Source organism: Chthonobacter albigriseus, from assembly GCF_013839445.1.
GTDB lineage: Bacteria > Pseudomonadota > Alphaproteobacteria > Rhizobiales > Pleomorphomonadaceae > Chthonobacter > Chthonobacter albigriseus.
The window spans coordinates 1337811-1363959 of record NZ_JACDIT010000001.1; the positions used below are offsets into that span (position 1 = coordinate 1337811).

Below are 26149 nucleotides of genomic sequence, written 5' to 3' on the forward strand. Positions count from 1 at the left end.
CAGGGCGCGGGTGGTAAGAAGGCGGACTTTATCCCCGCTCCCGAGTGATCATGCCCGCCTTCGCCCACACGCCCTACGACGGATCCAAGCAACCCTTCTCGATCGGCCTCGCTCCGCTCGATCCCGCGACCTGGATCGAGCCGGACGACCGGTTGGCCGACTACCTCGGTTACAAGGCGCGGCTTTTCGCCGGCAGCCGCGACGCGGTCTTTGCCGCGGAGGCCGGCACCGAGGCCTCCCAGGCGGAGGTGCTGGACGCCATCGTCGCGGACGTCCTTGGCCGGCAGCCAGGCACCTACCGCCGGACCGCGGCGGGCATCGCGGTGGACTCGGCCGGCTTAGACGTACCGCTGGGGGGAAGCGAGCCACCGCTCCTGACTGCCGCACGTCTTGTCGCCGAGGACCTGGTGATCATGCGCCGGACCGACGCCGGGTGGCGGCTGGTCGCAGCCGCCCTCTGCTTCCCCTCCTCCTGGTCGCTCAAGGAGAAGTACGGCCGGACGATGGAGGAGATCCACGCCCCGGTGCCGGGCTATCCGAAGATGGCCGAGCGGATGAACCGCATCTTCGACAGCCTGCGGGTCGAGATCCCGGTCTGGCGGCTGAACTGGTCGCTCTACCCGGACGACGACCTGCACCATCCCGAGCCGAAGCAACTGCCGCGCGGATGGTTCGAGCAGCCCGGCAGCGACCTGTTCGTGCGGGTGGAACGGCAGACCCTGCGGCGGATGCCGGAGAGCGGCGACATCCTGTTCACGATCAAGGTGATGGTCGACCCGGTCGCAGCCTTCTCCGCGCATCCGGACGGCCCTGCCCTCGCGGCTGGTTTGCGCAAGCAGTTGCTCGCGCTCGATCCGGACCAGTTGGCCTACAAGTCACTGACCAACCATCGCGATGTCATGGCCGACCGTCTCGCGACCCTCGCCAGTTGAGGCGCGATGGCTGGCTGATGCGTTAGACGGAATGTACAACAGCCTTGATCGATGGGTTCGCCATGTGTTATACGGTTCGTATAACATGAGGTGCTTGCGATGAAGATTGAACTCAAGAAGATCGGCAACTCCACCGGCCTGATCCTGCCCAAGGAACTGCTCGCCCGCCTGAGCCTGGACCAGGGCGACTGGCTTTACGTGAGCGAGTTGCCCGACGGCGGCGTCAAGCTCACCCGGACCAGTCCGGATTTCGAAGACGCCATGGAAATCGCCCGCAAGGGGATGAAGCGGTATTCCAGAGCCCTTCGGGAACTTGCCAAGTGAACGAGCCCCTGTGGCTGGACCGAACCATCGTTGAAGCCATCCATGACGAGCAACTCCGTCTCTTCGGCGGAGCGTCGGGTCTCCGCGACGCCGGAATGCTGGAGTCGGCACTCGGCAGACCTCAGAACAAATTTGCCTACGGGGGCGGCAATCTCCCTGGGCTTGCCGCCGCTTATGCCTTCGGCCTCGCCCGGAACCACCCGTTCGTCGACGGCAACAAACGGGTCGCGTTCTTGGCGGCTTATGTCTTTCTGGGCATCAACGGCATCGACCTGCAGGCACCCAACGCCGAAGTCGTCGTCATAACGCTGGCGTTGGCGGCCGGAGAAGTAGACGAGGACGGTTACGCCGCCTGGATCCGAGATCGAATCGCCGAACCTTTGGAGGATGAGGACGGCTGAGGCCCCGTCCCGCCTCAGTCCTCGTCGCCTTCGTCCTCCTCGTCGACGTTGACGATCGTGGCGATGCGCCAGTCGCCGCCGTGGCGCAGGAACTGGTAGTGGCAGGCCGTCTCCATGACGACCACGCCCTCTCCGTCCTCCATCTCCCAGGTAACGGTCGCGAGCGCCGCGTCGCCTGACACCGTGAGCGTGACGAGGTCGAAGGCGGACGCCACGATGCCGGCCTCCTCGTAGGCTTTCAGGAGCGCGGACGTGTTCTCGATCATCTCCTCCGCGTCGGCGAAGACGTGTCCCTTGCCCATCTGCCAGATCACGGCCGGATAGGCGAAGCAGGCGGCGATCGCCTCGCTGTCGTAGTCGTCGAACCCGGCTGCATAGGTTTCGACCAGGGCCTCGATCTCGGTTTCAGGATCGAATTCGGTCATCGCGCACGTCCCTCCCCGCGAAGCGATCTCGACGTTGAGTCGCCCCGTCCATCATGGCGAGAATACACCGCCAAACGGTTAGCGTCCGCCTCATCCGGCCGATGCGTTTGGCGGATGCAGGACAAACCGCCGCCGCCGCCCTACATGAAAGGCAGAACCTCGGTCGCGTCCTTGCGGACGCATTTTCTGGACGCTTCATGTCGGACACCCCGGACACGGAAAGAAACCGCTTTGCCGCCCGCGCCAGCCGCTACGGCCGTGTGGGCACCAACCTCGGCGGCGCGGCACTGCGCATGGCCGGCCAACGCCTGTTCGGCGCCGACGACGACCGGGCCGCCGCCGCCGCCCTCACCGCGGCGCTCGGCAATCTCAAGGGCCCGATCATGAAGGTGGCGCAGCTGCTCGCCACCATCCCGGAGGCGCTGCCCGCCGAATACGCCGAGGAACTGTCCCAGCTCCAGTCCAACGCCCCCCCGATGGGCGCCGCCTTCGTCAAGCGCCGTATGGCGGCAGAGCTCGGCGCCGACTGGGAGAAGCGCTTCGCCGCCTTCGACCGTACGCCCGCCGCCGCGGCCTCGCTCGGCCAGGTTCACCGCGCGCGCCTGCACGACGGGCGGGACGTCGCGGTCAAGCTGCAGTACCCGGACATGCAGTCGGCGGTCGAAGCCGACCTGCGGCAGCTCGACATCGCCTTTTCGGTGCACCGCCGCTTCAGGCCGGCGATCGACACCCGCGAGATCTTCAAGGAAATCGCCGACCGCATCCGCGAGGAGCTGGACTACGAGCGGGAGGCCCGTCACGCGCGGCTCTACGCTCAGATACTCGGTTCGGGCGACCTCGTTCGCGTACCCGGCGTCCACGCCGACTTGTCGACCCGCCGACTGATCACGCTCGACTGGCTGGAAGGCGAAAAGCTGCTCGACTTCAAGACCGCCGGCCAGGACGTCCGCGACCGGCTGGCGACGGCCATGTTCAAGGCCTGGTGGCATCCCTTCGCCCATGTCGGGATCATCCACGGCGACCCCCACCTGGGCAACTACACCGCCTTCCGGAACGCCGATGGCGAGCCCGCGGGTATCAACCTGCTCGACTACGGCTGCATCCGCATCTTCCCGCCGAGCTTCGTCCTGGGCGTGGTGGAACTCTACCGCGGCCTCAAGGCCGGTGACATGGACCGCATCGTCTCTGCCTACGAGACCTGGGGCTTCCGCGGCCTGACCAAGGACCTGATCGAAGCCCTCAACATCTGGGCCCGCTTCATCTACGGCCCCCTCCTCGATGACCGGGTCCGCACGGTGGCGGACGGCGTCAGCCCGGGGAGTTACGGCCGCGCCGAGGCCTTCCGGGTTCACACCGCCCTGAAGGAGAAGGGACCGGTCACCGTGCCGCGCGAGTTCGTGTTCATGGACCGCGCCGCGATAGGCCTCGGGGGGGTGTTTCTCCACCTCGACGCAGCTCTCAACTTCCATCGCCTTTTCGAGGCGGAGATCGAGGACTTCGACCTTTCCACGCTCACGATGCGCCAGGACGAGGCCCTCAAGGCCGTCGGACTGCGCTGAAAGCGAACTTTCGGCGGATGCTCCCTTCGGACGCATTGCTGCGTTGCCGCGATTGCGCTAAAGCCGCATTCGACGGAAGACTAGTCCTGTCTGGGAGGGATACCCGTGGCTGATCACGACAACGCGATGGACTATAACGAGCACGAGCGGACCTACACCGGCTTCCTCGCCTTCGTGAAGTATTCGACGATTTCGATCGTCGTCCTCCTCGCACTCATGGCCCTCTTCCTCGTCTGATCACGCAGGCGGTCGACAAGAGTCCCACCCGGGGGCCATGACCGCCGCGCGACGGACAAGCCAGCGCGAAGAGTGTTGGCCCGCACCGCCTTGACGCGTCCCCCGGGGAGCCGCGTCGGGCCATGCCGCCGTCCAGAGGAGAACCCCATGAAGATTGCTGTCCCCCGTGAGATCGACGGGGAGGAGGGGCGTGTCGCTGCTACGCCCGATACGGTCAAGCGGCTTGTCGGCCTTGGCGCGACCGTGCTCGTGGAAGCCGGCGCAGGCCTGAAATCCCGTATCCCCGACGCCGACTACGCCGCTGCCGGCGCAACGGTGGTGCCGACCGCGGCCGAGGCCGTGGGCGGCGCCGATGTCGTGCTGAAGGTCCGTCGCCCGACGTCGGACGAGATCCCCGCGATCAAGCGCGGCGCGATCCTGATCGGTGCGCTCGACCCCTACGGCAACAACGACGCGGTGAAGGCGCTGGCCGACGCCGGCATCACGGCCGTTGCCATGGAGTTCATGCCGCGCATCACCCGTGCACAGGTGATGGACGTGCTCTCCAGCCAGGCCAACCTGGCCGGCTACCAGGCGGTGCTCGACGCCGCCGGCGAGTACGACCGCGCCATGCCCATGATGATGACCGCCGCCGGCACGGTTCCCGCCGCCCGCGTCTTCGTGATGGGCGCCGGCGTCGCCGGCCTGCAGGCGATCGCGACCGCACGCCGCCTCGGCGCGGTGGTCACCGCCACCGACGTCCGCCCGGCCGCCAAGGAGCAGGTGGAAAGCCTCGGCGCCAAGTTCGTCGCCGTCGAGGACGACGAGTTCAAGCAGGCCGAGACCGCGGCGGGCTATGCCAAGCCGATGTCGGCCGAATACCAGGCCAAGCAGGCCGCCCTCGTCGCCGAGCACATCAAGAAGCAGGACATCGTCATCACGACGGCCCTGATCCCAGGCCGCCCCGCGCCGCGCCTCGTCACGGCCGACATGGTCGCGTCGATGAAGCCCGGCTCAGTGCTGGTCGATCTCGCGGTGGAGCGCGGCGGCAACGTGGAGGGCGCCAAGGCCGGCGAGGTCGTGGAGACCGCCGGCGGCGTCAAGATCGTCGGCCATCGCAACACGGCCGGCCGCATCGCCGCCACCGCGTCCCAGCTCTACGCCAAGAACCTCTTCGCCTTCCTGGAGACCCTGATCGACAAGAAGGAGAAGTCGCTCGCGGTCAACTGGGACGACGAACTCGTCAAGGCGACCGTGCTCACCCGCGACGGCGCCGTCGTTCATCCTGCTTTCCAGAGCTGAGGGGGCTGACCCATGGCTGACAAGTCACCGGCCGAACTCGCCATCGAGCAGGCCCGGCAGGCGGCGGATGCCGCGCTGAACTCCGCAACCCAAGCTCGCGAGGCCGTCAACGCCGCCTCCGGCGCTCTCCACCAGTCGCAGTTCGACGCCGTCGCCGACGGCGCCGGAGCTGCCGCCCATGCCATCTCCGGCGGCGTGATCGACCCCTTCGTCTTCCGCCTCTCCATCTTCGTGCTGGCGATCTTCGTCGGCTACTACGTGGTCTGGTCGGTGACGCCCGCCTTGCACACGCCGTTGATGGCCGTCACCAACGCCATCTCCTCGGTGATCATCGTCGGCGCGCTGCTCGCCGTCGGCGTCGAGCTGCTGGCGCCCGGAACGGGCGTCGCCCGCGGCTTCGGCTTCCTGGCCGTCATCCTCGCCTCCGTCAATATCTTCGGCGGGTTCCTCGTCACGAGCCGCATGCTCGCGATGTACAAGAAGAAATCGTGAGGGAGGACGGGTCATGTCTGCCAACCTAGCTGCCGTCCTCTACCTGGTCTCCGGCGTCCTGTTCATCATGGCGCTGCGCGGCCTTTCCAGCCCGGTGACGTCGCGCCGCGGCAACATCCTCGGCATGGCCGGCATGGCGATCGCCATCCTGACCACGCTGTTCTCGATCACGCCGTCCTTCGGGGCCTATTCCCTGATTCTGATCGGCCTCGCCATCGGCGGCGGCATCGGCGCCTACATCGCGCGCAAGATCGCGATGACGCAGATGCCGCAGCTCGTCGCCGCCTTCCACTCGCTGGTCGGTCTTGCGGCGGTTCTGGTGGCGGCCGGCGCGCTCTATGCGCCCACGGCTTTCGGCATCGGCGCCCCCGGCGAGATCCACGCTCAGGCCCTCGTCGAGATGAGCCTCGGCGTCGCCATCGGCGCGATCACCTTCACCGGCTCTATCATCGCCTTCGCCAAGCTCGACGGACGCATGAGCGGCAAGCCGATCATGCTGCCCTTCCGGCATGCGATCAACGCGGGCCTCGCAGCGCTGATCGTGATCCTGATCATCGTGCTGGTGCAGACCGAAAGCCACTTCGTCTTCTGGCTGATCGTCATCGCCTCGCTGGTTTTCGGCGGGCTGATCATCATCCCGATCGGCGGCGCGGACATGCCGGTGGTCGTCTCGATGCTGAACAGCTACTCCGGCTGGGCGGCTGCGGGCATCGGCTTCACGCTCGGCAACACGGCGCTGATCGTCACCGGCGCGCTGGTCGGCTCGTCGGGCGCGATCCTCTCCTACATCATGTGCAAGGGCATGAACCGGAGCTTCATCTCCGTCATCCTCGGCGGCTTCGGCGGCGAGACCGCCGGCCCCGGCGGTGGGGCGGTGGAGCAGCGTCCGGTGAAGCAGGGCTCGGCCGAGGACGCGGCCTTCATCATGAAGAACGCGTCCAAGGTCATCATCGTGCCGGGCTACGGCATGGCGGTGGCGCAGGCCCAGCACGCGCTCCGCGAGATGGCCGACAAGCTGAAGCACGAGGGCGTGGAGGTGAAATACGCCATCCACCCCGTGGCGGGCCGCATGCCCGGCCACATGAACGTGCTCTTGGCCGAGGCGAACGTGCCCTACGACGAGGTCTTCGAACTGGAGGACATCAACTCCGAGTTCGCCCAGGCCGACGTCGCCTTCGTGATCGGCGCCAACGACGTGACGAACCCGGCGGCCAAGACCGACAAGTCCTCGCCGATCTACGGCATGCCGATCCTGGACGTGGAGAAGGCCGGCACCGTGCTCTTCATCAAGCGCGGCATGGGCTCCGGCTACGCCGGCGTGGAGAACGAACTGTTCTTCCGCGACAACACCATGATGCTGTTCGCGGACGCCAAGAAGATGGTCGAGAGCATCGTCAAGAACCTGGAGTGAACGGACGCTGTCCGCCGCTCGAGGCCGACTGATCAGGCAAGGCCCCGGTGCAGACCGGGGCCTTTTGCATGCCGCCCGCCGTCAGCGCCGCTCCAGGTGGATCGGCTCCCGATCCTCCGGCAGCCTTTGCGGCGCGCGCAAGCCCATGCTGTTCCGCCGCGCTTCGGCCAGCGTCACCGGCTGAGGCGGCCGCTGTGTGAGGGTCGCCACCCTGAGGAGCCGGCCGACGAGCCCCCCGGAGATGGCCACGAGCCAGTAGACCGCCGTGAAGTAGTAGAGCGCCGCCAGACCAAAGCCGTCTTCCGCGCCGTGCACCAGGCCTACGCCGACGAACAGCGGGATGGCCAGCACGCTGGCAAACAGTAGCCGCAGCGTGCTGAGATAGGACTGGTAGAAGCAGTCGGCCGCCAACCCGGTGGTCTCACGGAAGAACCCGACGAGGATGCCCGTGATGAACACGGCAAGCACTACCATATCGAGATAGGCAAGCATGGCGGGGCTCCGGGACAGGGTTCTGCCGGAAATACTGAGCCGTGCGCGTTAAGGCGACGTTGCGAACCGGAAGATTCTGCGGGAAGGGGCGGCCCTGCTGCATCGCTGCGCCAATCGAGAGCCGGCGGGTGTAGAGGCGGCCGAACCCGAAACCGAACACGAGCACGGCCGGGATGCCGAAGCCGATTTCCAGACCCGGAACGGCCACGACGTCGACTTCGAACGAACCGGAGTCGATCGTATCGGACGATCCCTGCCTGGTCTTCAGCTCACCGGGGTGGTCCTGAGGGCCTCGCGCGCAGGCTGGTAGCTGGGGTCCAGCACCGTGGCGCGCGTGATCGAGTTGCGCCCGCTGGACACGTCGCCGGTGCGGATCTGCGCGATCCCGAGACCCGTCCAGAACGGCGCGGAATTCTTGTTGCGATTGACCGCGGCGGCGAAATCGGTCAGCGCATCATTGTCCGACCCGATCGCAAGCCGGCTGTTGCCCCGCGAATAGTAGGGCTCGGAGGCATTCGGATTGAGCGCGATGGCGACGTCGAAGTCGGCGATGGCGCGGACATGGTCGCCTTGCGCCTGATAGATCAGGCCGCGGTTGTAGTAGCCGAACGGATCGGACGTGTTGAGCCGGATCGCGCTGTTGAAGTCCTCCAGCGCCACCTGCGGCTGGCCGGCCTGGCGGTAGAGCGTGCCGCGACCGAGATAGGCAGGTGCATAGGACGGGTTGAGCTGGAGCGCCTGGTTGTAGTCGTTGAGGGCCTGCTGGTTCCGCTGCAGCCGCCGATAGACCAGCGCCCGGTTGGCGTAGGCCTGATGGAACTGGGGATTGAGCTGGATCGCCGTGGTGAAGTCGGCGACCGCCTCCTCCAGACGTCCGGCCTGACCGAACGCCGTGCCGCGCACGTTGTAGGCGCCCGCGTCCTGCGGATTGCGCTGGATCACCGCTGTCAGCGAGCCGATGTTGGCTTCCGACCCCGCGCTCGGATCGGCGGGCACCGTGTCGAGGCTGGAGGGCGAACCGCCGCTCTGGCAGGCCGCCAGGCCGAGCGCAACGGCGAGGGCGGCCGTTCGGATGGCGGCGCCCCGCACAGATACCTGGGTCGACGTCATTGCCAGCATCTCCTCGTTCCAGGCGCCGCGGCCCCACGACGCGTGCAGACCAATACCGGCAGATGATTCGACCGCCGCCGGCTACGAAAGGGTGCATTCATCGCATAGGTGCAGACACGACAAAAGAGACGACCGCAGGGGCCGCCTCTCGTCGTCTCGCAGAAAGCGTGGTGTCGAAGCCGTGTCGGGGCGCCGCGATCAGCGGGCGCGGCCCTTGACGGTCAGCAGGCCTTCGCGCTGGGCGCGCTTGCGGGCCAGCTTGCGCGACCGGCGAACGGCTTCCGCCTTTTCGCGCGCCTTCTTCTCGGACGGCTTCTCATAGTGGCCGCGAAGCTTCATCTCGCGGAAGATGCCCTCACGCTGCATCTTCTTCTTGAGCGCCTTGAGAGCCTGGTCGACGTTGTTGTCGCGAACGAGTACCTGCACGCGTGATCTTCCCGTAGCCCGTCTCTTCAAGCGGTGTCCGTGTCCAGGGGCGGCTTGGCCGTCCGGATGGTCGATCACCTGAAGCGACAATCGAAACTGTGATCTTGGGGAGGCGCCTCAGCCTCCGCCGCGGTGATGCCACCGCACGAGTGGTGGGTGTCTAGCAAAAGACCGCGCCGCTGTCCACCGCACGCGGACGAAAATCCGCCTGTCATGACCGGAGTCCGCCGTTCAGCGCGCGAAGGGCGTGACCCGGTTCACGTGCCCCATCTTGCGGCCCGGCCGCGCCGCCGCCTTCCCGTAGAGATGCAGCCGAGCCTGCGGATCGGAAACGATCGCGGCGTAGTCGTGCGCCTCGTCGCCGATCAGGTTGACCATGCTGACGTCGCCGATGCGGTCAACCGCGCCGAGCGGCCAGCCGGCGATCGCCCGGACGTGGTTCTCGAACTGCGAGGTGACCGCCCCGTCCTCCGTCCAGTGCCCGGAATTGTGCACCCGCGGCGCCAGTTCGTTGACGACCAGCCGCTCGCCGGCCCCATCGCGCACCACGAACATCTCCACCCCGAGCACCCCGACGTAGTCGAGCGCCTCGGCAATCCGCCGGCCGAGATCGCGCGCCGCCGCGCGGGTCTCCGCACCGATGCCCGCCGGGATCGTCGTCTCCTTCAGGATGTGGTGCTCGTGCCGGTTCTCGCCGATCTCGTAGACCAGCGTTTCCCTACCGATCCCCCGCACGACAATGGCCGAGACCTCTACGGCGAAGGGCACGAACCCCTCCAGGATCGCGGGCGAGGCGAAGTGCCTGAAGGCGGCGCGCGCCTCCTCGATCGTCGCCACCTTGGCCTGGCCCTTGCCGTCGTAGCCGAAGCGCCGCGTCTTCAGGATCGCCGGCAGCCCGGTCACCGCGATCGCGGCTTCCAGATCGTCCGCGCTGTCGACCGCGGCGAACGGGGCGACGTCGACACCGGCCTCCCGGAGGAAGGTCTTCTCGAAAACGCGATCCTGCGTGGTGGAGAGCGCCCGCGCATCGGGGTAGAGCGGCTGGCGCAGACCGAGAATCTCGGCCGTGCGGGCCGGCACGTTCTCGAACTCGTAGGTGACGACGTCGACGAGACCAGCGAACCTGTCGAGCGCCTCGGCATCCTCGTAGGCCGCGATCGTGTGCGCGCCGGCGACCTCGAAGGCCGGGCTCGACGGGTCCGGGCAGTAAACGTGGACGTGGAAGCCCAGCCGCGCGGCGGCGAGCGCCACCATGCGGCCGAGTTGGCCGCCGCCGAGAATGCCGATGGTGGAGCCGGGGGGCAGCGGATCACGCGCCATCGACGGGCACCTCCGCGACGGCGGCGGTCTGCGCCGCGCGCCAGGCGTCGAGCCGGCCAGCGAGCGCCTCGTCGGAAAGGGCGAGCACGGCCGCGGCCAGCAGCGCGGCGTTGATCGCGCCCGCCTTGCCGATCGCCAGCGTGCCGACGGGTATGCCGCCGGGCATCTGAACGATGGAATGGAGGCTGTCGACGCCCTTGAGCGCGTGGCTTTCCACGGGTACGCCGAGCACCGGCAGCGGCGTCATCGCCGCCGTCATGCCCGGCAGGTGCGCCGCGCCGCCAGCGCCGGCGATGATCACCTTGAACCCGGCCGCCTTGGCGCCCTTGGCGAAGGCGACCAGTCGGTCCGGCGTCCGGTGCGCCGACACGATCTGCGCGGCATGCGCGACGCCGAGCGCGTCGAGCGTGTCGGCGGCGTGTTTCATGGTGGCCCAGTCGGACTGGCTCCCCATGATGATGGCGACGGGCGGAGGCGGTGTCTCTGTCGCGGTCATGGGCGCTTCAGGTCCCGGTGAGGAGAGGGGGCCGTCGGGCGCGACGGCACGCAGGTCGGTGCCTAGACGCAGCACGCCGGCTTGGCAAGCCCGCAGGCCGCAGGGCCCGGCCGCTCAGGCGATGATGTCGGGGACGATCTGGTCTTCCAGGAACTGGATGCGGTCCTTCAGCACCAGCTTGCGCTTCTTCAGCCGCTGGATCTGGATGGTGTCGTTGGTACCGAGCGTCACCATGGCCGAGATCGCAGCGTCGAGATCCCGGTGTTCCTGCCTGAGGCGCGCCAATTCCACGCGCACCGCCTGCTCATCGTGCTCGGTCATACGCCGCCTACCCCTGCGAACACGCCCTACCCCCGCGGGAACCGCCGGCCTCGCGTTCCCGACCGTGGTCAATCGCCCTTCTATAGCAGAAGCCGCGGCCCTTTTCATGGGGGAAGAAGAGAAGCGACCTCCCCCCGATGGGAGCAAGGTCGCTTCAAGGAGGCGGTCGAGAGTTCGGCCGGGTGTCCGGGCTGCCGGCAAGGTGGAGCCGTTCCGCAGGCAGGACAGTCGGCCGAACGGGGCGACGCTGCGACGCGGTTGGAGCGGCCGCAACCCCCAAACGGGTGATGCCGGTCAGACCTGAGCGACGCGGGGCCCGCCCCCCGAAGAGGCTCGACACGGGAAGCCATACCGAGAACTGGGCATGCAAAGGCTTGGCTTGCGCTTTAGTTCTCATTTCAGCCCTTTGCGGTCTTCGAGGCTCCTTATGAAAACTCGTTGTCAAATACTGCTTGCCGCAGCTGTTTTGCTCTCCGGATCGCAAGGATCATGGGCCGCGGCGACGCTCACCAACGACAGGGCGGCTTGGACAGCCGCCAATCCGCAGGCGCAGGTCACGAACGGTTTCGGAGCGATCGGCTCGGCAAAGCAGACCGTCACGCTATCCGGTGGCGGAACGGTGTCGTCGAACATCCCACGTTGGATCTTTGCCGTCCCGTTCGACGGTTGGGCGAGCGATCGTTGGCTCGGCGGATACGCCGGCAGCGTTTGGCAGCTTTGGTCGACAGGGAGTAACCAGTTCGGGTCCGGGGGCGCCAGTCCGCAAAGTTTCACATTCAACTTCAGTGCGCCGATGAAGGCCTTCTCATTTCTGATCGCGCCGATCTCTCAGGGCGTACCCGGCGGACTCACGTTCTACACGGCTCCTGTGAAGCTCATGCTCTCAACGGGCGAGGCCCTGACAGCGAATGCGACATCGCAGATGACCCAGGGCTCGGGAACCTTCTTCGGCTGGTCCGGCGGCTCGGGGGTGACCTCCTTCACCGTCAGTCAGCCGTTCGGGGGTCTGGGCATCGCCCGTTTCGCCGGCGTCGCCGAGCCGGTTGCAGTGCCAGGACCTGAAATGGGTACGGGAGCATCAGCTGTCGGAGCGCTCCTTCTGAGCTTCCTCGCCTGGCGGCGCAGAAATCCGGCCCGAGCCTGACGTTCGGCTGGCTTCGGCCGACGCGCCGGCGACCCACTTGCCGGGGATAGCGGGCGCAAGCCCCTCCCGGCCCGGGATCGCCTCCGATCGCGCCGCCGTCAGCCTCCCCATGAAGAGCGCCTCGATGGCCTCGCCGAACTGCGCGTCGGCTCCCGGCGCCAGCACACGGAGCCGCTCGCGCCCCGCCGAGACGACCTGCCCGCTGGTCTCCAGCAAAGCGTTCGTGGCGATCGAAGGACATGGAGACGAAAAGGCGCCAGTGACGCCGTTCGATTGCGGCAGGCCTCGTCAAAGTAGCGAAGGTAGAACCACCGTCTCAAGCCGATCGCGCTCCAGGGTTGCCGATTTGTTTGCACCGGCCCGGTCGCTCGATGCTCCGTCCTTGTTGCGTGGGATTGCAGCTTACGGAGGCTACCAAACCGGTCGGCCGCATGGCACCATGACCGTGTCGGCTACCCTTTCGCCCGCAACGCGCCCAGGTGCGCACCGCGCCCGCGGGGAGCCGATCCGGAGGTAGCAGCGCGTTCCTGCCCGGCGGCATCCACCGCCCGGAGCCTTCTGCGATTGCTCAAATTATTGAAATATTCTTACCGTGCTGCTTGTGGATTATTTTGAAAGTTGCGCCTTGAACGCCTTCCGTGTCGACTCCATCTCATTTCCGTGACATCATTGTCACGTTGGACATGCGATCAACGGAAGGAGGTTCCAGATGTCGATCCAGTCGCACATAGCTGAGCTTGAACGTCGTCATGCCGCACTGGAGCGGCAACTCGAAGAGGCGTCGCAACACCCCAGTGTGGACCCGATCCAGGTCAAAGAGCTCAAGCGACGGAAACTTCATCTCAAGGACGAGATCGCACGCCTAGTCGTGGGAGAACCCGCTTCACTGCACTGACGACCGGAGAGGCCCGCAAACGCCACGGCGGCGGGTAGCCGGCGGATGCCGGCACGGATCGACGTGCTGCTTTCAAAGGGAAGCACATCACCGAACGCCTCGGACCTCGCGCCCGGGGCGTTCTTGCGTTTGAGCCGCGCCCTGCGACTTCAGAGGGCTGGCGCGGTTGTCGGTGCGACCTCGCGGACCGGATCCGCGGGAGCGGGAGCCGCCATACCGGTGCGATGGCTCTTCTCGGCGCGGACGGCCCAGTCGAGCCCCCACGCGATCGCGACCTGGATCAGGATGCCCGCGGCGAGCAGCCCCACCTGGGCGGTGACGGAGGGCGCGAACACCCGCATCACCACCTGCCCCGTCATCGACAACGCCGTCCCCACCCAGAACACCACCAGCGCGTGGCGGCCGATCAGCGCCAGCGGGTTGGCGGTCGATACCGACCGCAGCCACCCCATCAGCGGGCTGTGTCCGACCACGTAGGCCAGCGACAGGACGTGCGTCAGCCGCCCAAGCGCCACCCAGGGCTTCTCGTTGATCTGGATGTTGTGCGGCAACAGCGGCACTTCCGGGATCAGGCCGTAGAGATTGTAGCGATGATAGAGGCCAGCGCCGATGAGATAGGCGACGGCCACCCAGAACAGCGGGCGCGAATAGGGCACCGGCGTCTGCCCCGCCAGCACGCGCGCGCCGACGAAGAAGCCGATCGCGAACAGGATCTGCCAGGCGAACGGGTTGAAGAACCAGCCGCCCTCGGTCGGGTAGTTCGGCACGTTCCAGCCGTAGACGTTGGTGGCGAAGTAGATCACGACCGAGGTGGCCAACATCAGGCCGAGGCTTCGGCTGGCCAGCCACATCAACACCGGCAGGAACAGCAGCAGGCACACGTACATCGGCAGGATGTTGTGGTAGCCGATCTGGTGCGTCATCGTCGCAAGCCCGATCAGCCCCTTGGCGGGCTCGGCCAGCAGCGGGGCGATGTTGATCGTCTCCAGGAGATCCGGCGCGCCGAGCCGGACAGCCCCGAACGACATGATCCCGAGCCCGACCACGATCGAGGCGAGATGGGCGACATAGAGCGTTCCGGCTCGCTTCACCACCTTGGCCATGGAAAGCAGGCGCGCCCCTTGCGCGAACCGCGGAAAATAGGCGAAGGCGGCCGCGATCCCGGCCAGCAGCACGAAGGTTTCGGCGGAGTCGCTGAGGCCGAAGTTCTTGTGTGTCATCGGCTCCAGGACATTGCCCGGGACGTGGTTGATGAAAATCGAGATCAGCGCGAGACCGCGCAGGATATCGATGCGGTGATCCCGCGCACCGAGACTCTTGACCGCCATTGGGCGACCCCCCGTGTTCTTGTCTTTTGTCTCTGGCCGTGCGCGGCTTCAGGTCACGACGCGGTCAAGCTTACGACAGAGTCGTATATCAATTTGACGGCAATAAGGAAAATCGACACGGATAGAACCCGGTAGAAGAGCCGCTCGTCGATGATGTGCACAAGCTTCACGCCGACATAGGTCGAGGCGATCGCAACAGGCGCCAGCAACGCCACAGCGGTCAGGGTCTCCGTGCCGAACTGGCCGAGTTCGGCGTAGGGGATCAGCTTCACGGCGTTGATGATGGCAAAGAAGATCGCCGACGTGCCGGCATAGAGCACCGGGGAAAGCCGAAGCGGGATCACGTAGGTCTGAAACGGCGGGCCTCCGGCGTGCGCCACGAAACTGGTGTAGCCGGCCAGCGTACCCCAGAAGGTGGCACTCGCGGCATTGGGACGGGCCGGCGGCGGCTCGGCCTGCGACGCGGCAGCCCGTCGCCGGGCCCTGAGGTTGAACCACCACAGCCGGGCGAGAAAGATGAAGGCGATCAGCCCCACCAGGAGCCGCACCGCGTCGTCGGACACGAGCGACGCCGTTGCCCAGCCGATCCCGGTGCCGATCAGCCCGCCGGGCAGCAGCTGCAGGACGGTGCGCCGGTCGAAGGTGCGCCGGTAGGCGGTGACGCCCACTACGTCCATGATGACGAGGATCGGCAGCATCAGCCCGGCCGCCTGCACCGGCGAGATGACGAGCGCCATCAGCGGCACGGCCGCAAAGCCGAACGCACCGCCGAAGCCGCCCTTGGACAGGCCAGTCAGCGCCACCGCGGGGATCGCGGCCGCATAGAACAGGGGATCGGAGAGCATGACGGGCTGAGGGCCTGGACTGAAGACGCGGCGGGACCGGCGGGACCGGCTCGCCTTCCTACGCCGTTTCCCTGACCGCCGAAAGTCTCACACCGAAAGTGTGAGCGCCGATCGCTTGCATTGCCGCGTCCGGGGGCGGAAAACTCCCGGCAAAATCCGTGTTTCCTGGGAGGAGGACGAGGATGAGCCGTTACCGCGAGGTCTACGCACGCTGGAAGTCCAATCCGGAGGGCTTCTGGGCCGACGCCGCCAGGGACATCGATTGGATCAAGCCCGCGTCCCGCGTCTTCGCGCCCGACGAAGGCGTCTACGGCCGCTGGTTCTCCGGCGCCACCTGCAACACCGCCTGGAACTGCCTGGACCGGCATGTCGTCGCCGGCCACGGCGACCGCACCGCGCTGATCTACGACAGCCCGGTGACCGGCACCAAGGCGCGCTACAGCTATGCCGAGCTGCTCGCCCGGGTCGAGGCCATTGCGGCCGTCCTCAAGGACGAGGGGGTGAAGAAGGGCGACCGGGTGATCGTCTACATGCCGATGATCCCGGAATCGGTGATGGCCATGCTCGCCTGCGCCCGCATCGGCGCAATCCATTCGGTGGTCTTCGGCGGCTTCGCCTCCCGCGAGCTCGCCACCCGCATCGAGGACGCCAAGCCGACGGCCGTGATCGCCGCCTCCTGCGGCATCGAACCCAACCGCATCATCGCCTACAAGCCGCTGCTCGACGAGGCGATCGGCTTCTCCGCCCACAAGCCGGACAAGGTGCTGGTGTTCCAGCGCCCGCAGGTGACGGCCGCCCTCCAGCCGGGCCGCGACGTCGACCTCGGCGCGGCGGCCGACGCAGCCGCCGGCCGGCACGTCCCCTGCGAAGAGGTGGCCGCCACCGATCCCGCCTACATCCTCTACACCTCCGGCACCACGGGCCAGCCCAAAGGCGTCTTCCGCGACACCGGCGGGCACATGGTAGCGCTGCGCTGGTCGATGTCGGCGATCTACGACATCAAGCCGGGCGAGGTGTTCTGGGCGGCCTCCGACGTCGGCTGGGTGGTCGGCCACAGCTACATCGTCTACGCCCCGCTGCTGATCGGCGCGACCACGGTCGTCTACGAGGGCAAGCCGGTCGGAACGCCCGACGCCGGCGCCTTCTGGCGCATGGTGGAGGAATACAGGATCGCCGCGCTCTTCACCGCCCCGACCGCCTTCCGCGCCATCAAGAAGGAGGACCCGAACGGCACCTTCCTGGCGAAATACGATCGCTCCAGCCTGCGCACGCTGTTCCTGGCCGGCGAGCGCGCCGACCCGGATACCGTGAAGTGGGCGGAGGAAAAGCTCGGCGTGCCCGTGGTCGACCACTGGTGGCAGACGGAAACGGGCTGGGCGATCGCCGGTAATCCGGTCGGCCTCGGCCTCCTGCCGATCAAGCACGGCTCGCCGACGGTGCCGATGCCCGGCTACGACGTCCAGGTGCTGGACGACGCCGGACACCCCGTGCCCAACGGAAAGCTCGGCAATATCGTGGTCAAGTTGCCGCTGCCGCCATCCTGCCTGCCGACGCTCTGGAACGCCGACGACCGCTTCCGCAAGGCCTACCTGGAGGAGTTCCCCGGCTACTACAAGACGGCCGACGCCGGCATGATGGACGACGACGGTTATCTCTTCATCATGAGCCGCACCGACGACATCATCAATGTCGCCGGCCATCGCCTCTCGACAGGCGCGATGGAGGAGGTGCTGGCGAGCCACCCCGACGTGGCGGAATGCGCCGTCATCGGTGTCGTCGACGCGCTGAAGGGCCAGGCGCCATGCGGCTTCGTGGTGCTGAAGGCGGGAGTGACCAAGGAGGCCGCGGCGATCGAGAAGGAGCTGGTCACGCTCGTCCGCGACAAGATCGGCCCCGTCGCCGCCTTCAAGACCGCGGTGGTGGTCGACCGCTTGCCGAAGACCCGCTCCGGCAAGATCCTGCGCGGCACCATGCGCCAGATCGCCGACGGCGAGGACTTCCGCATGCCGGCGACCATCGACGATCCGTCCATCCTGGACGAAATCAGGACGGCGGTGACGGGACGGGTCGTCGGGTGATCCTGCTGCCGAGACGAGCCGGACGCCTGTCCGGCTCCCTCGCACCGTGCATGACGGCCGGGCAGCCCGGGTCGCGACGGAACGCGGACGGGCGGCCGCTCAGCGGCCGTCGTCCTCGTCGTCGTCCTGGGAGCGCTTCGAGGAGAAGTTGGCGAAGACGCTGTCCGCGTCGATCCGCTCTTCCTCTTCCTTGCGCGGGGCGCGGAAGGTGGCGAGCGCGTCCTCCGAGGTCGTCTCTTCCACGGGGATGAGCGTCGGCGCCGGCTCCAGCACCTTCTCCGGATTGGCCTTGGCGGCCTTCTCCACTTCCATGTCCAGCTCGATCTGCGAGCAGAGGCCGAGGGTCACGGGATCCATCGGTGACAGGTTGTTGGAGTTCCAGTGGGTGCGGTCGCGGATCTGCGCGATCGTCGACTTGGTCGTGCCGACCAGCCGCATGATCTGCGCGTCCTTCAGTTCCGGATGGTTGCGCACCAGCCAGAGGATGGCATTGGGACGATCCTGGCGGCGCGACACCGGCGTGTAGCGCGGCCCCCGGCGCTTGGCCTCGGGCACCCGCACCTTGGGGTCGGCGAGCTTCAGCCGGTGCTCCAGGTTCTTCTCGGCCTTCTCGATCTCCTCGCGGGTCAGCTGGCCGGTGAGGATCGGATCGAGGCCCTTGATGCCCTGCGCGGACTCGCCGTCCGCGATCGCCTTCACCTCGAGCGGGTGAAGCCGGCAGAACTGTGCGATCTGCTCGAACGACAGGGCCGTGTTCTCCACGAGCCACACGGCGGTCGCCTTGGGCATCAGCGGCGTGGTGGACATTTCGCAAATCCTCTTCGTCTGGTCCGCGGGGGTTCAGGTCCGCGGCCCTCGTCTCGCTCCGGCGATCCTGGGGATGGCGCGCTTATACAGATTTGCTGACCGCTGCGCAATTCGGGAAGTGGCCCGGAATCGGCACCGCTTCACGCCGCCAGCGGATAGGCCTCCTCCACCAGGTAGGGCCCGCCGCCGACGGAGTTGCGCGACGAGAACAGCACGAAGCGGTCCACCTCGAAGGAGGGGCCCCGGAAATCCCCGTGCATGGCGAGCCAACGGGCCACGTCGGCGGACGAGGCGCCGCGCAGCCGGGCGATCGTCACGTGCGGGATGTAGCGCCGCCCCTCCGCCGGCAGGCCGATCCGCTGCAGGATGCGCTCGTGCTCGGCCTGGAGCTCCAGCACCGACGGCGTCGGCTCCACCCGGGCGTAGAGCGAATGCGGCGTCTTGCCGGAAACAAAGCAGTCCAGCCCCGACAGCGTCAGCTTGAACGGCGGCCGGTAGACCCGGTCGAGCGCATGGGCGACCTCGTCGGCCGTTCGGCCGTCGATATCGCCGATGAAGCGCAGCGTGACGTGATAGTTTTCGGGATCGATCCAGCGAGCTCCGGGCAGACCGCCCTTGAGCAGCGAGAGATGCATGGCCACGTTGGAGGGGATCTCGAGCGCGGTGAACAGTCTCGTCATGGGCGACCTCCGGATTCGCGAGTGGCCGTCGAGGGGAAGTTTGGGCGCTGCCGGAAACCGATGCAAGTCCCTCGCCAACGCCTGGCCGTCGCGCGGCTGGGGACAACGACCGGGAGTGGTTGGATGGTGAACGACGAGAACGATGCCAAGGATCCGATCGAGATCGCCGGACGGCGGATCGCCCGCGTCCTGTCGCTGATCGCGGTAGCCGGGCTTCTCGTCTGGCTCGGCGTCACCTATTTCTGACGAAACAGGAGCCGGAACGTCGCCATGGACATGCCCGACACCACCCGCATCGATCGCTGGCACCGCACCAGGGCCCCGGACCTGGAGGATTTCGAGGCGCTAGCTGCCAAGGCCTACGCCGAGCTTCCGCAGGCCTTCCGCGACCTCACCGGCACGATCGAGATCCGCGTCGACGACTTCCCGGAGGATCGCGCCCTTGATGAGCTGGAACTCGAAAGTCCCTTCGACCTTCTCGGCCTGTTCCAGGGCGTCGGCCTCGCCCACGACCTCGCCGTGCCGCAGACGGGGCGGATGCCCAACCGGATCTGGCTCTACCGCCGCCCGATCCTGGACTACTGGGCCGAGCACGAGGAGACGCTGGGCGACGTGGTGACCCACGTGCTGGTGCACGAGATCGGCCATCACTTCGGCCTCTCCGACGAGGACATCGACGCGATCGAGGCGGCCGCCGGCTGAGCGATCAACAGCGCGGGAGCTTCATGACAGCGCCGTGCGTTGGTGCTATGAGCGCGCGACTTCGGGGCCGATCGCGCCCCGCTTCCGGCAGGATCGACGCATGACCACGGCCAGGATCTTCATCGACGGCGAAGCCGGCACCACCGGCTTGCAGATCCGTGAGCGGCTGGAAGGCCGTTCCGACGTGGAGCTGCTCTCCATCGCGCCGGAGAAGCGCAAGGATGCCGCCGAGCGCCGCCGCCTGCTCAACGACGCCGACGTCGCCATCCTCTGCCTGCCGGACGAGGCGGCGATCGAAGCCGTCTCGCTGATCGAGAACCCGCAGACGCGCGTCATCGACGCCTCCTCCGCCCATCGGGTGAAGGAGGGCTGGGCCTACGGCTTTCCCGAGATGACGCGCACCCAGAGCTCAGCCATCGCCGAGGCGCGGTTCGTGGCCAATCCGGGCTGCTATCCGCAGGGCCTGATCGCCACCGTCCGCCCGCTGGTCGAAACCGGCCTGCTCCCCGCCGGCACCCCGGTGACGCTCAACGCCCTCTCCGGCTATTCCGGCGGCGGCCGGAAGATGATCGAGGACTACGAGGCCGCCGAGGATCCGGCGCCGTTCATGCCCTACGCGCTTACCCTGAAGCACAAGCATCTGCCGGAAATGCGTGCTTACGCCAAGCTGGACCACGATCCGCTGTTCCAGCCGGCCGTCGGCGCCTTCGCGCAAGGCATGTTGACCTTCGTTCCGTTGCAGCTCTGGAGCCTGCCCGGTCGGCCGAAGGCCAAGCAGCTCTTCGACGTGCTCGCCGACCGCTACGACGGCGAAACCTTCCTCTCGGTCGCGCCCTACGAGACAGTGGACCGCATCCCGACTCTCGACCCGCGCATCTTCAACGACACCAACCGCATGCGCATCCACGTCTTCGGCAACGACGACCGTGAGCAGGCGTTGCTGGTGGCCGTCTATGACAACCTCGGCAAGGGCGCGTCCGGCGCGGCGGTGCAGAACCTCAACCTGATGCTCGGTCGGGACGAGACGACCGGGCTGGTGATGGCGGCCTGATCGCCCTTCTCTCTTGACCTTTGGCGCGCAAAGTCGGAAGGACTTCAGCGGATTTCGGTGCCGCTCGACAGGCGCCGTCGGACGACCTTGGGGATTGCCATGCAGAAGTTCACCACGCTCACCGGTGTCGCGGCTCCGCTGCCGATCATCAACATCGACACCGACATGATCATCCCCAAGCAGTACCTGAAGACCATCAAGCGCACCGGCCTCGGCGTCGGGCTCTTCTCCGAGATGCGCTACAACGACGACGGCTCGGAAAACCCGGACTTCGTGCTCAACAAGCCGGCCTATCGCAACGCGCAGGTGCTGGTGGCCGGCGACAACTTCGGCTGCGGTTCCTCGCGCGAGCACGCCCCTTGGGCCCTGCTCGACTTCGGCATCCGCTGCGTGATCTCCACGTCCTTCGCCGACATCTTCTACAACAACAGCTTCAAGAACGGCATCCTGCCGATCGTGGTGAAGCCTGAAGAGCTGAAGCTGCTGATGGAGGACGCCGAGCGCGGCGCCAACGCTACGCTGACGGTGGACCTGGAAAGCCAGACCATCAAGGGTCCGGACGGCGGCACCATTCATTTCGAGATCGACCCGTTCAAGAAGCACTGCCTGCTGAACGGCCTCGACGACATCGGCCTCACCATGGAAAAGGCCCCGGCGATCGCCGGCTTCGAGCAGAAGCTGGGCACCGAGCGCCCCTGGGCCTGAATTTGCGGGCGGCCGTGCGTCGCCCCGTCGGCCCTGCCCTCTGCTCCTGCGGGGGCCATCCCTGAGAAGCCGAAGCGTCCGCGGAACCCTGCGATGACCCTGGAAACATGGGCGATCTTCCTGCCCGCCGCCTTCGCCCTGACGCTCTATCCGGGGCCGAACAACCTGCTCGCCATGACGCACGGTGCGCGTTACGGATTCGGCACCGCGATGCTGGCCTCCTCAGGCCGCTTTCCCGCCTTCGGCTCCTTCGTCCTCGGCGCCGCCGTCGGCCTCGGCACCATTCTCGCCGCCTCCGCCGAGCTCTTCACCGTGCTGAAGCTCGTCGGCGCGGTCTATCTCCTCTACCTCGGCATTCGCATGATGATGTCCGGCGCCGCCGACCTGAAGGTGGAGGACGGAACCGTGCCCCGCGCCGTGCTCGTGCGGCGCGAGTTCCTGACCGCCATCACCAATCCGAAGGCCATGCTGGTCTTCACCGCCTTCTTCGCCCCCTTCGTCGACCCAGCCAGCCCCGCCTTCGGGCAGATCCTGCTGCTTGGCGGCGTTGCGCTGGTGCTGGAGGTGATCGCCGTCGCCGTCTACGCTTTCGCCGGCGCCCGTATCGGCCGCTTCACGAAAAGCCCCCGCGGCCTCACACTGGTCAACCGGCTGTCCGGCGGCGCCCTGGTGATGGCCGGCGTGATGCTCGCCTTCGCCCGCCGGCCGGCGCTCGGCTCAACCTGAGGAAAACCCTTTCATGGCTCGTCACCTGATCTCCACCGGCTCCCCTTTCGAAAAAGTCGCCGGCTATTCCCGCGCGGTGATCGACGGCGACTGGTGCTGGGTCTCCGGCACCACCGGCTACGACTACGCCGCCATGAAGATGCCGGACAGTGTGTCGGACCAGACCCGCAACGCCATGAACACCATCCGCAAGGCGCTCGCCGAGGGCGGCTTCGACATCTCCGACGTGGTGCGGGTCGTCTACTACATCACCGACGCGGATATGATGGACACCGTCTTCCCCATCGTCGGCAGCTATTTCGCCGATATCCGGCCCGCCGCGACCATGGTCGTCTGCGGCCTGGTCAAGCCGGAGATGAAGATCGAGATCGAGGTGACCGCCAAGCGACGCCCGATCTCCGCCTTCGACGAGGCATGACCGGCGCACCCCCCGCCATCGGCAGTCTCAACGACATGTGAGTGGCGCGTCATTGATCTTTTCCCGTATGCATGGACGACCGAAACGCACGAGATCGGGGCTCGTGGAACGCCATGGACAAGGGATGATGATCGAGGACCTGCCGAGGACCGTGACGACCTGCACAAGGGCCGTGTCCCTATGCTGCGCCGCCCTGGTCTTCTCCGGCCCCGTCGCCCTTGCCGGCGAGACCGAGGCGGTCGTCGAACTCTTCACCAGCCAGGGCTGCTCGTCCTGCCCGCCGGCCGACAGCACGATGGCCGAACTCGCCCGCGATCCAAAGGTCCTCGCCCTCACCTTCGCCGTCGACTACTGGGACTATCTTGGCTGGAAGGATACCTTCGCCCGACCCGAGTTCTCCAAGCGTCAGCGCCAGTACGCCGCCGCCCGCGGCGACAGCGCGGTCTATACGCCCCAGGCCGTGATCAACGGTCAGGCGGACGTGGTGGGCTCCGACGGCGACAAGATCCGCAAGACGATCGCCAGCCTGAAGGCGAGCGGCGGCGGGTTGACGGTCGACGTCAAGGCCCGTGTGGCCGGCGACCGGATCATCGTCGAGATCCCGGCGGGCACCCCACCCGCGCAGGGGGTCTCCGCCGTCTGGATCGCCGCCTATCGCGCGCCGGAAAGCGTCGAGATCGGCCAAGGCGAGAACTCCGGACGCAAGGTGACCTACACCAACGTGGTGGAGCGCTGGCAGGTGCTCGGCATGTGGGACGGTCAGGCGATGACGGTCGAACTGCCGCTCGCCGACATCGTCCAGGAGGACACCGCCGGCTGCGCGGTGATCCTCCAGTCCAAGCGCGACCGCAAGCCTGGCGCCATCCTCGGCGCGACCAAGATCGACCTCAGCGGCAGTTGACGGCGGCGCGCGACCCTCATCAATACCCCGGATAGGGCGATGCCTTCAGAAGCCGCGCGAGGTGGGCCGTGTTGCGCGCGAGCATCCGCACGGTGGCCGACACCTTGTCCGGCACGGCGGGAAGATCTTTGAAGTCGGTGGAGCCCATCGCCTCGCCCACCCAGTAGGCCGGTCCACCGGCCGGGATGCTGAAGCCAACGTCGGCGAGCGCCTGGAAGAGCTCGGCCGAGACGTGGTGTGCCCCGTCCTCGTTGCCGACGACGACCACCGCCGCGACCTTGCCGTAGCCCGGCGTCCGGTTGTTCTGGTCGGTCTCGCCGAGGAAGGCGTCCAGCCTCTCCAGCACCAGCTTGGACACGCTCGCCGGCTGTCCCATCCAGATCGGCGTGCCGATCAGGAGGATGTCGGAGGCGACGATCGACTGGCGGATCCGCGGCCAGCCGTCGCCGTCCCCTTCGTCCGAACTGACGCCCGGCTTCACCGCCTCGGCGGCGACACGGAAGCGGGAACCGGTCGCCTGCTCCGCGGCTAAGGCGTCCATGACGAGATCGAGGAGACGATCCGTCGAGGACGGACCGGAAGATTTCAGGGTGCAGTTGAGCGCGGTGACGGAAAGCGACATGGGTGCTCCGGGAGAGTGGTGGACGAGCCCCCGCACCCGCAACCCGCGGATCGCCCGGACCGTTGCACCGCTCTCCCGAACGTGAAGACCCCGTCAGCCGAGCGCCTTCTCCATCAGGCTCGCGACCGCGTTGGCGAAAGCCGCGGGATCGTCCGGCGCCTCGCCGTCGAGGATCTTCGCCTGTCCGTGCAGCAGCAGCGCCGCCTCGCGAACCCGGTCCGCGCCGCCGGCCGTCGCCGTGGCGGCGAGCGCCTTGACGAGCGGATGCCGCGGGTTGATCTCCAGGATCGGCGCCGCGCCGGAACGGCGGCCCTCGTGGCGGGACAGGAGCTTTTCCGTCAGCTTGTCGAGCCCGAAGTCCGATGCGACGAGGCAGACGGGACTGGTGGCGAGGCGCGCCGAGGCCCGGACGTCCGACACCTTGCCCTCCAGCGCCTCCTTCAGCTGCGCGGCGAGCACGACGACGTCGCCCGCGGCGGCTCCGTCGTGGGCAGGCGCCTCGGTGAGCGGCACGGCGTCGAGGTCGGCGGCACCCTGCGTCACCGACTTGAACGGCTTGCCGTCGTAGCCGAGCGCGGTCTGCACCCAGAACGCGTCCACCGGATCGGTCAGGAGCAGCACCTCGATGCCGCGCGCCCGATAGCCTTCAAGGTGCGGCGAGGCGAGCACCTGCTCGCGGCTCTCTCCCAGTGCGTAGTAGAGTGCCGTCTGGTTCTCCCTGAGGTCCTTGGCGACCTCGGCGAGCGTGCGCCAGCCGTCCCCCGAGGTGGAGGTCCGGAAGCGGGCGATCTTGAACAGCTCGTCGCGCCGGTCGGGGGCCTCGTAGAGACCTTCCTTGATGACCGCGCCGAACGCGTCCCAGACCTTGCCGAACGCTTCCGCGTCGCCTTCGGCCAGTTTGGCGAGTTCGGTGACCACCCGGCTGGTGACGCCCTTGCCGATGGACCCGAGCACCGGGTTCTTCTGCAGCATCTCGCGCGAGATGTTGAGCGGCAGGTCTTCCGAATCGATGACGCCGCGCACGAAGCGCAGCCAGGCCGGCAGAATCTCCGCCTCGTCTGTGATGAACACCCGGCGGACGTAGAGCTTCACACGGCCCTTGCGGGCGGGATCGAACAGGTCGAACGGCTTCATGTCCGGCACGAAGAGGAGCACGGAATACTCGTGCCGCCCTTCCGCCCGGTAGTGCAGCGTGACGGCCGGGTCGCCGAACACCCCGCCGAGCGTGCCGTAGAACTCCTTGTATTCCTCCGCGGTCACCGACGCCTTGGGCTTCACCCAGAGCGCCGAGCCGTCGGCGAGCTGGCGCGTCTCGTCGCCGTCCGTCCCTACCCAGCGGATCGGAACCGGCACGTGCGCCGAATAGGCCCGCACGATCCGCTCCACCGTGTCCTCTTCGGCATAGGCAGTCGCGTCCTCCAGCAGCGACAGCTCTACCCGCGTGCCCCGCGCCGGAGCCTCCTCCAGCGCCACCGGCTCGATGGTGAAGGTGCCCTTTCCGTCGGAGGTCCAGGCGTGCGCTTCGTCGGTTCCGGCCTTGCGCGAGACCACGCGGACCTTCTCCGCCACCATGAAGGCGGAGTAGAAGCCGACGCCGAACTGGCCGATCAGCTGCTGCCCGGCCTTGGCCTGCTCCAGGCTGTCGAGGAAGGCGCGGGTGCCGGAGCGCGCGATTGTGCCAAGATTGTCCTTCAGCTCGTCAGCGGTCATGCCGACGCCGTTGTCGGACACCGTCAACCGCCGGGCGGTCGGATCGCCAGCGACGGTGATCGCGAACTCCGCGTCGCCGGAAAGAAGCGCGGGTTCGGCGATCGCCAGATAGCGAAGCTTCTCGCACGCGTCCGCCGCGTTGGAGATCAGCTCGCGTAGGAAGATGTCCTTGTCGGAGTAGACCGCGTGCACCATCAGGTGCAGAAGACGGGACACCTCCGCCTCGAACGCGTGGCTCCGCACGGCGGGCTCTTCGGTCGTGGTCATGGCCGTTCAGCTCTCGTTGAATGCAAAGGGGCTTGGGCGCGGC

The 26149-nt window shown here is 67.3% G+C and carries 31 protein-coding genes; 18 read left to right on the plus strand and 13 right to left on the minus strand.

All coding sequences use genetic code 11. From position 1 onward, the window contains the following. The first annotated feature begins 50 nt into the window (after positions 1 to 50). The 3 genes from HZ321_RS05980 to HZ321_RS05990 all read left to right on the plus strand — a co-directional run bounded on the left by HZ321_RS05980 (position 51) and on the right by HZ321_RS05990 (position 1657). Positions 51 to 932, plus strand: a complete 882-nt coding sequence (locus tag HZ321_RS05980; protein ID WP_181701146.1) for a heme-dependent oxidative N-demethylase family protein — start codon at positions 51 to 53, stop codon at positions 930 to 932. A 99-nt stretch (positions 933 to 1031) separates the two neighbouring features. After that, on the plus strand, positions 1032 to 1256 hold the full coding sequence (locus HZ321_RS05985) for an AbrB/MazE/SpoVT family DNA-binding domain-containing protein (protein WP_181701148.1): 225 nt from the start codon (positions 1032 to 1034) through the stop codon (positions 1254 to 1256). Continuing rightward, positions 1253 to 1657 carry a type II toxin-antitoxin system death-on-curing family toxin gene (locus HZ321_RS05990; RefSeq protein ID WP_181701150.1) on the plus strand — a complete coding sequence of 135 codons (405 nt, stop codon included), beginning with the start codon at positions 1253 to 1255 and terminating at the stop codon, positions 1655 to 1657. The genes HZ321_RS05985 and HZ321_RS05990 overlap by 4 nt, the downstream gene beginning before the upstream one ends. A 14-nt stretch (positions 1658 to 1671) precedes the next feature. Here the strand turns inward: HZ321_RS05990 and HZ321_RS05995 are convergent, their stop codons facing one another. Beyond that, positions 1672 to 2082 (minus strand): DUF4440 domain-containing protein, encoded by a 411-nt coding sequence (locus tag HZ321_RS05995; protein ID WP_181701152.1) that lies wholly within the window; start codon positions 2080 to 2082, stop codon positions 1672 to 1674. Between the two features lie 197 nt (positions 2083 to 2279). On the opposite strand from HZ321_RS05995, the gene HZ321_RS06000 reads away from it, so the two are divergent. The 5 genes from HZ321_RS06000 to HZ321_RS06020 all read left to right on the plus strand — a co-directional run bounded on the left by HZ321_RS06000 (position 2280) and on the right by HZ321_RS06020 (position 7062). After that, positions 2280 to 3641: an ABC1 kinase family protein gene (locus tag HZ321_RS06000; protein ID WP_181701154.1), complete on the plus strand. Its 1362-nt coding sequence runs from the start codon at positions 2280 to 2282 to the stop codon at positions 3639 to 3641. Positions 3642 to 3746: 105 nt separating this feature from the next. Beyond that, positions 3747 to 3878 carry an aa3-type cytochrome c oxidase subunit IV gene (locus tag HZ321_RS06005; RefSeq protein ID WP_425305374.1) on the plus strand — a complete coding sequence of 44 codons (132 nt, stop codon included), beginning with the start codon at positions 3747 to 3749 and terminating at the stop codon, positions 3876 to 3878. Between the two features lie 147 nt (positions 3879 to 4025). Continuing rightward, positions 4026 to 5159: a Re/Si-specific NAD(P)(+) transhydrogenase subunit alpha gene (locus tag HZ321_RS06010; protein WP_181701156.1), complete on the plus strand. Its 1134-nt coding sequence runs from the start codon at positions 4026 to 4028 to the stop codon at positions 5157 to 5159. 12 nt (positions 5160 to 5171) lie between these two features. Further along, positions 5172 to 5651, plus strand: coding sequence for an NAD(P) transhydrogenase subunit alpha part 2 (locus HZ321_RS06015; RefSeq protein WP_181701158.1), 480 nt, complete (start codon positions 5172 to 5174; stop codon positions 5649 to 5651). Between the two features lie 13 nt (positions 5652 to 5664). After that, on the plus strand, positions 5665 to 7062 hold the full coding sequence (locus HZ321_RS06020) for an NAD(P)(+) transhydrogenase (Re/Si-specific) subunit beta (RefSeq protein WP_181701160.1): 1398 nt from the start codon (positions 5665 to 5667) through the stop codon (positions 7060 to 7062). 81 nt (positions 7063 to 7143) lie between these two features. Here the strand turns inward: HZ321_RS06020 and HZ321_RS06025 are convergent, their stop codons facing one another. The 6 genes from HZ321_RS06025 to HZ321_RS06050 form a co-directional block, all read right to left on the minus strand. Continuing rightward, complete coding sequence (locus HZ321_RS06025; protein WP_181701162.1) at positions 7144 to 7554, minus strand: hypothetical protein; 411 nt, start codon at positions 7552 to 7554, stop codon at positions 7144 to 7146. Between the two features lie 264 nt (positions 7555 to 7818). Next, positions 7819 to 8664: a tetratricopeptide repeat protein gene (locus HZ321_RS06030; protein ID WP_181701164.1), complete on the minus strand. Its 846-nt coding sequence runs from the start codon at positions 8662 to 8664 to the stop codon at positions 7819 to 7821. 198 nt (positions 8665 to 8862) lie between these two features. Beyond that, positions 8863 to 9090 carry a 30S ribosomal protein S21 gene (gene rpsU / locus HZ321_RS06035; RefSeq protein ID WP_181701166.1) on the minus strand — a complete coding sequence of 76 codons (228 nt, stop codon included), beginning with the start codon at positions 9088 to 9090 and terminating at the stop codon, positions 8863 to 8865. Between the two features lie 231 nt (positions 9091 to 9321). Further along, on the minus strand, positions 9322 to 10410 hold the full coding sequence (locus tag HZ321_RS06040) for a 5-(carboxyamino)imidazole ribonucleotide synthase (protein WP_181701168.1): 1089 nt from the start codon (positions 10408 to 10410) through the stop codon (positions 9322 to 9324). After that, on the minus strand, positions 10400 to 10906 hold the full coding sequence (gene purE, locus HZ321_RS06045; RefSeq protein WP_181701170.1) for a 5-(carboxyamino)imidazole ribonucleotide mutase: 507 nt from the start codon (positions 10904 to 10906) through the stop codon (positions 10400 to 10402). The genes HZ321_RS06040 and purE overlap by 11 nt, the downstream gene beginning before the upstream one ends. A gap of 114 nt (positions 10907 to 11020) precedes the next feature. Continuing rightward, positions 11021 to 11227: a YdcH family protein gene (locus tag HZ321_RS06050; protein ID WP_181701172.1), complete on the minus strand. Its 207-nt coding sequence runs from the start codon at positions 11225 to 11227 to the stop codon at positions 11021 to 11023. A 427-nt stretch (positions 11228 to 11654) separates the two neighbouring features. Between HZ321_RS06050 and HZ321_RS06055 the strand changes: the two genes are divergently transcribed. Both HZ321_RS06055 and HZ321_RS06060 read left to right on the plus strand, forming a co-directional pair. Further along, positions 11655 to 12371, plus strand: a complete 717-nt coding sequence (locus HZ321_RS06055; RefSeq protein WP_181701174.1) for a hypothetical protein — start codon at positions 11655 to 11657, stop codon at positions 12369 to 12371. A 709-nt stretch (positions 12372 to 13080) separates the two neighbouring features. After that, on the plus strand, positions 13081 to 13266 hold the full coding sequence (locus HZ321_RS06060; RefSeq protein ID WP_181701175.1) for a YdcH family protein: 186 nt from the start codon (positions 13081 to 13083) through the stop codon (positions 13264 to 13266). 149 nt (positions 13267 to 13415) lie between these two features. Here the strand turns inward: HZ321_RS06060 and HZ321_RS06065 are convergent, their stop codons facing one another. Then, positions 13416 to 14594 (minus strand): OpgC family protein, encoded by a 1179-nt coding sequence (locus HZ321_RS06065; RefSeq protein ID WP_181701178.1) that lies wholly within the window; start codon positions 14592 to 14594, stop codon positions 13416 to 13418. A gap of 53 nt (positions 14595 to 14647) precedes the next feature. Beyond that, a complete protein-coding gene (locus HZ321_RS06070; protein ID WP_181701180.1) occupies positions 14648 to 15439 on the minus strand; it encodes a sulfite exporter TauE/SafE family protein in 792 nt (263 codons plus the stop codon). 182 nt (positions 15440 to 15621) lie between these two features. On the opposite strand from HZ321_RS06070, the gene HZ321_RS06075 reads away from it, so the two are divergent. Next, entirely contained in the window at positions 15622 to 17517 is a 1896-nt protein-coding gene (locus HZ321_RS06075) for a propionyl-CoA synthetase (protein ID WP_181701181.1), read from the plus strand. A 99-nt stretch (positions 17518 to 17616) separates the two neighbouring features. Here the strand turns inward: HZ321_RS06075 and HZ321_RS06080 are convergent, their stop codons facing one another. After that, positions 17617 to 18324: a DUF1013 domain-containing protein gene (locus HZ321_RS06080; RefSeq protein ID WP_181701182.1), complete on the minus strand. Its 708-nt coding sequence runs from the start codon at positions 18322 to 18324 to the stop codon at positions 17617 to 17619. A gap of 140 nt (positions 18325 to 18464) precedes the next feature. Beyond that, positions 18465 to 19004, minus strand: a complete 540-nt coding sequence (thpR, locus tag HZ321_RS06085) for an RNA 2',3'-cyclic phosphodiesterase (protein WP_181701184.1) — start codon at positions 19002 to 19004, stop codon at positions 18465 to 18467. Positions 19005 to 19127: 123 nt separating this feature from the next. Between thpR and HZ321_RS21820 the strand changes: the two genes are divergently transcribed. The 7 genes from HZ321_RS21820 to HZ321_RS06115 all read left to right on the plus strand — a co-directional run bounded on the left by HZ321_RS21820 (position 19128) and on the right by HZ321_RS06115 (position 23507). Continuing rightward, positions 19128 to 19250 carry a hypothetical protein gene (locus tag HZ321_RS21820; protein ID WP_280514456.1) on the plus strand — a complete coding sequence of 41 codons (123 nt, stop codon included), beginning with the start codon at positions 19128 to 19130 and terminating at the stop codon, positions 19248 to 19250. A 30-nt stretch (positions 19251 to 19280) separates the two neighbouring features. Continuing rightward, positions 19281 to 19706: a metallopeptidase family protein gene (locus HZ321_RS06090; protein ID WP_181701760.1), complete on the plus strand. Its 426-nt coding sequence runs from the start codon at positions 19281 to 19283 to the stop codon at positions 19704 to 19706. A 100-nt stretch (positions 19707 to 19806) separates the two neighbouring features. Beyond that, complete coding sequence (gene argC / locus HZ321_RS06095; protein WP_181701185.1) at positions 19807 to 20757, plus strand: N-acetyl-gamma-glutamyl-phosphate reductase; 951 nt, start codon at positions 19807 to 19809, stop codon at positions 20755 to 20757. Between the two features lie 99 nt (positions 20758 to 20856). After that, positions 20857 to 21462, plus strand: a complete 606-nt coding sequence (leuD, locus tag HZ321_RS06100) for a 3-isopropylmalate dehydratase small subunit (RefSeq protein ID WP_181701187.1) — start codon at positions 20857 to 20859, stop codon at positions 21460 to 21462. A gap of 93 nt (positions 21463 to 21555) precedes the next feature. Next, positions 21556 to 22188 (plus strand): LysE family translocator, encoded by a 633-nt coding sequence (locus tag HZ321_RS06105; RefSeq protein WP_181701189.1) that lies wholly within the window; start codon positions 21556 to 21558, stop codon positions 22186 to 22188. 13 nt (positions 22189 to 22201) lie between these two features. Further along, positions 22202 to 22606, plus strand: coding sequence for a RidA family protein (locus HZ321_RS06110; protein ID WP_181701190.1), 405 nt, complete (start codon positions 22202 to 22204; stop codon positions 22604 to 22606). Between the two features lie 124 nt (positions 22607 to 22730). Then, positions 22731 to 23507 (plus strand): DUF1223 domain-containing protein, encoded by a 777-nt coding sequence (locus HZ321_RS06115; protein ID WP_181701192.1) that lies wholly within the window; start codon positions 22731 to 22733, stop codon positions 23505 to 23507. A gap of 19 nt (positions 23508 to 23526) precedes the next feature. Here HZ321_RS06115 and HZ321_RS06120 read toward each other — a convergent pair whose 3' ends face one another. Together HZ321_RS06120 and htpG are read right to left on the minus strand one after the other, a co-directional pair. Continuing rightward, the gene (locus HZ321_RS06120; protein WP_181701194.1) at positions 23527 to 24129 is read right to left on the minus strand and encodes a flavodoxin family protein; all 603 of its coding nucleotides are present in this window, start codon (positions 24127 to 24129) and stop codon (positions 23527 to 23529) included. A gap of 93 nt (positions 24130 to 24222) precedes the next feature. Beyond that, entirely contained in the window at positions 24223 to 26106 is a 1884-nt protein-coding gene (gene htpG / locus HZ321_RS06125; protein ID WP_181701196.1) for a molecular chaperone HtpG, read from the minus strand. Positions 26107 to 26149 lie beyond the last annotated feature (43 nt).

Excerpts from the sequence above, each read along its gene's own strand:
- HZ321_RS05980 (WP_181701146.1), top strand. The coding sequence starts at position 51 with ATGCCCGCCTTCGCCCACACGCCCTACGACGGATCCAAGCAACCCTTC.
- HZ321_RS05985 (WP_181701148.1), top strand. The coding sequence starts at position 1,032 with ATGAAGATTGAACTCAAGAAGATCGGCAACTCCACCGGCCTGATCCTG.
- HZ321_RS05995 (WP_181701152.1), bottom strand. The coding sequence starts at position 2,082 with ATGACCGAATTCGATCCTGAAACCGAGATCGAGGCCCTGGTCGAAACC.
- HZ321_RS06000 (WP_181701154.1), top strand. The coding sequence starts at position 2,280 with ATGTCGGACACCCCGGACACGGAAAGAAACCGCTTTGCCGCCCGCGCC.
- HZ321_RS06010 (WP_181701156.1), top strand. The coding sequence starts at position 4,026 with ATGAAGATTGCTGTCCCCCGTGAGATCGACGGGGAGGAGGGGCGTGTC.
- HZ321_RS06015 (WP_181701158.1), top strand. The coding sequence starts at position 5,172 with ATGGCTGACAAGTCACCGGCCGAACTCGCCATCGAGCAGGCCCGGCAG.
- HZ321_RS06020 (WP_181701160.1), top strand. The coding sequence starts at position 5,665 with ATGTCTGCCAACCTAGCTGCCGTCCTCTACCTGGTCTCCGGCGTCCTG.
- HZ321_RS06025 (WP_181701162.1), bottom strand. The coding sequence starts at position 7,554 with ATGCTTGCCTATCTCGATATGGTAGTGCTTGCCGTGTTCATCACGGGC.
- HZ321_RS06030 (WP_181701164.1), bottom strand. The coding sequence starts at position 8,664 with ATGACGTCGACCCAGGTATCTGTGCGGGGCGCCGCCATCCGAACGGCC.
- HZ321_RS06040 (WP_181701168.1), bottom strand. The coding sequence starts at position 10,410 with ATGGCGCGTGATCCGCTGCCCCCCGGCTCCACCATCGGCATTCTCGGC.
- purE (WP_181701170.1), bottom strand. The coding sequence starts at position 10,906 with ATGACCGCGACAGAGACACCGCCTCCGCCCGTCGCCATCATCATGGGG.
- HZ321_RS06050 (WP_181701172.1), bottom strand. The coding sequence starts at position 11,227 with ATGACCGAGCACGATGAGCAGGCGGTGCGCGTGGAATTGGCGCGCCTC.
- HZ321_RS06055 (WP_181701174.1), top strand. The coding sequence starts at position 11,655 with ATGAAAACTCGTTGTCAAATACTGCTTGCCGCAGCTGTTTTGCTCTCC.
- HZ321_RS06060 (WP_181701175.1), top strand. The coding sequence starts at position 13,081 with ATGTCGATCCAGTCGCACATAGCTGAGCTTGAACGTCGTCATGCCGCA.
- HZ321_RS06065 (WP_181701178.1), bottom strand. The coding sequence starts at position 14,594 with ATGGCGGTCAAGAGTCTCGGTGCGCGGGATCACCGCATCGATATCCTG.
- HZ321_RS06070 (WP_181701180.1), bottom strand. The coding sequence starts at position 15,439 with ATGCTCTCCGATCCCCTGTTCTATGCGGCCGCGATCCCCGCGGTGGCG.
- HZ321_RS06075 (WP_181701181.1), top strand. The coding sequence starts at position 15,622 with ATGAGCCGTTACCGCGAGGTCTACGCACGCTGGAAGTCCAATCCGGAG.
- HZ321_RS06080 (WP_181701182.1), bottom strand. The coding sequence starts at position 18,324 with ATGTCCACCACGCCGCTGATGCCCAAGGCGACCGCCGTGTGGCTCGTG.
- thpR (WP_181701184.1), bottom strand. The coding sequence starts at position 19,004 with ATGACGAGACTGTTCACCGCGCTCGAGATCCCCTCCAACGTGGCCATG.
- HZ321_RS21820 (WP_280514456.1), top strand. The coding sequence starts at position 19,128 with ATGGTGAACGACGAGAACGATGCCAAGGATCCGATCGAGATCGCCGGA.
- HZ321_RS06090 (WP_181701760.1), top strand. The coding sequence starts at position 19,281 with ATGCCCGACACCACCCGCATCGATCGCTGGCACCGCACCAGGGCCCCG.
- argC (WP_181701185.1), top strand. The coding sequence starts at position 19,807 with ATGACCACGGCCAGGATCTTCATCGACGGCGAAGCCGGCACCACCGGC.
- leuD (WP_181701187.1), top strand. The coding sequence starts at position 20,857 with ATGCAGAAGTTCACCACGCTCACCGGTGTCGCGGCTCCGCTGCCGATC.
- HZ321_RS06105 (WP_181701189.1), top strand. The coding sequence starts at position 21,556 with ATGACCCTGGAAACATGGGCGATCTTCCTGCCCGCCGCCTTCGCCCTG.
- HZ321_RS06110 (WP_181701190.1), top strand. The coding sequence starts at position 22,202 with ATGGCTCGTCACCTGATCTCCACCGGCTCCCCTTTCGAAAAAGTCGCC.
- HZ321_RS06115 (WP_181701192.1), top strand. The coding sequence starts at position 22,731 with ATGATGATCGAGGACCTGCCGAGGACCGTGACGACCTGCACAAGGGCC.
- HZ321_RS06120 (WP_181701194.1), bottom strand. The coding sequence starts at position 24,129 with ATGTCGCTTTCCGTCACCGCGCTCAACTGCACCCTGAAATCTTCCGGT.
- htpG (WP_181701196.1), bottom strand. The coding sequence starts at position 26,106 with ATGACCACGACCGAAGAGCCCGCCGTGCGGAGCCACGCGTTCGAGGCG.